The 1,737-nt window shown below is 70.2% G+C and carries 2 protein-coding genes; both read right to left on the bottom strand.

All coding sequences use genetic code 11. The features are described from left to right. The coding region (locus tag VT52_RS34975) for a condensation domain-containing protein (RefSeq protein ID WP_240510049.1) at positions 1-1,401 on the bottom strand (1,401 nt) is incomplete at its 3' end. A gap of 5 nt (positions 1,402-1,406) precedes the next feature. Next, the coding region (locus VT52_RS34970) for a phosphopantetheine-binding protein (RefSeq protein WP_167377788.1) at positions 1,407-1,737 on the bottom strand (331 nt) is incomplete at its 5' end.

The following is a 1,737-nucleotide window of genomic DNA, read 5'->3' as shown; positions in this document are numbered from 1 at the left end:
CCGACCGAACAGCTCCGGCAGGGAACGGGCACGGTCCACCGTGCCGCTGTCGGTCCATGCCGCCAGTTCGTCGCGCTCGCCCGGCAGGAGGATGTCCACCGCGTCCACGCGTACGGCCGCGTCGGAGGCGACGGCGGCGAGCACCTGGCCGAACCGGAGGGCCAGAGTCCGTGCCGTCTCCGCGTCGAAGACGTCGACCGCGTACTCCAGGACGCCGCTCAGACCCTCCGGGCCGCCGTCCGTGCCGTGCTCCTCGGACAGCTGGAGCGTCAGGTCGAACTTCGCGGAGCCCAGCTCCACCGGCTCCACCGCGACGTCGAGTCCCGGCAGTTCCAGCCGGCCCCGCACGTTGTTCTGCAGCACCACCATGACCTGGAACAGCGCCTGCTGCGCGGCCGAGCGTTCCACTCCCAGCGCGTCGACCAGCCGGTCGAACGGGACGTCCGCGTGCGCGTGCGCACCCAGGTGGACCTCCCGGACGCGGTCCAGGAGCTCGGTGAACGCCGGGTCCCCCGACACATCGGTCCGCAGCACCACCGTGTTCACGAAGAACCCGACCAGATCGTCCAGACCCTCGTCCGAACGGCCGGCCACGGGTGCGCCCACCGGCAGGTCCTCGCCCGCTCCCAGTCGGGTGAGCAGTACGACGAGGGCCGCGTGCAGCACCATGAACAGGGTCACGCCGCGCTCGCGCGCCAGCTCCAGCAGGGCGCGGTGCACCTCGGCGTCGACCGAGAACGGCACGGTTCCCCCGCGGTGCGAGGCCACGGCGGGGCGCGGGCGGTCGAAGGGCAGGGCCAGCTCTGCCGGGGATCCTTCCAGCGCGGCACGCCAGTAGGCGAGTTGTTCGCCGATCACGCTCTCCGGGTCGTCCTCCGATCCCAGCACCTCACGCTGCCACATCGCGAAGTCGGCGTACTGCCCCGGGAGTTCGGGGAAATCGGGTGCCGTGGCACGGTGCCGTGCCGCGTAGGCGGCCGACAGGTCCCGCAGGAGCGGGGCCATCGACCAGCCGTCCGCCGCGATGTGGTGGAGCACGATCAGCAGCACGTGGCTCTCGGGCCCGGCCTCGAACAACGAGACGCGCAGCGGGATCTCCGCGGCCAGGTCGAAGCAGTACGCCGCGGCGTCGGACATCGCCGCGGACAGCCGGTCCGGCGTCACCCGCGTCCTGATCAGTTCCGGCCGGACGTCTTCCAGGATGTGCTGGCTGGGTTCGCCGTCCTGTACGGCGATGACGGTACGAAGACTCTCGTGCCGTTCGACCACGTCTGCCAGGGCGGCCCGCAGCGCCGGCACGTCGAGCTCTCCGGTGAGCCGCAGGGAGACGGCGATGTTGTACGCGGCGCTCGGCCCCTCGAGCTGGTCCAGGAACCAGATGCGGCGCTGGGCAAAAGACAACGGGATCACGATGTGCCCTTCTCTCGCGACATACGGCGGAACTTGGGCCGCGCCGGACGTGCAGTGGGAAGAAGTTCGGAAAGTTGAGCCACTGTCGGCGCCTGGAAGACGTCCTTGGCGGTCAGCTGCACGCCGAGGCGTGTGGCGATGCGGACAGTGAGTTTGCTGACGAGCAGGGAGTGTCCACCGAGATCGAAGAAGGAGTCGTCGATGCCGACGGCCCCGCATCCCAGGACCTCTGCGAACAGCTCACAGAGTCGTTCTTCGTGCTCCGTGCGAGGCCGGGCCGTGGAAGCGCTGACGTACTCGGCTTCCGGCAGGGCCCTGCGGTCGATC

The sequence above is a fragment of the Streptomyces malaysiense genome, from assembly GCF_000980885.2.
Lineage (GTDB): Bacteria > Actinomycetota > Actinomycetes > Streptomycetales > Streptomycetaceae > Streptomyces > Streptomyces malaysiense.
Note: the sequence above shows the minus strand (reverse complement) of the source record. Positions and strands in the feature narration are given on the sequence as shown.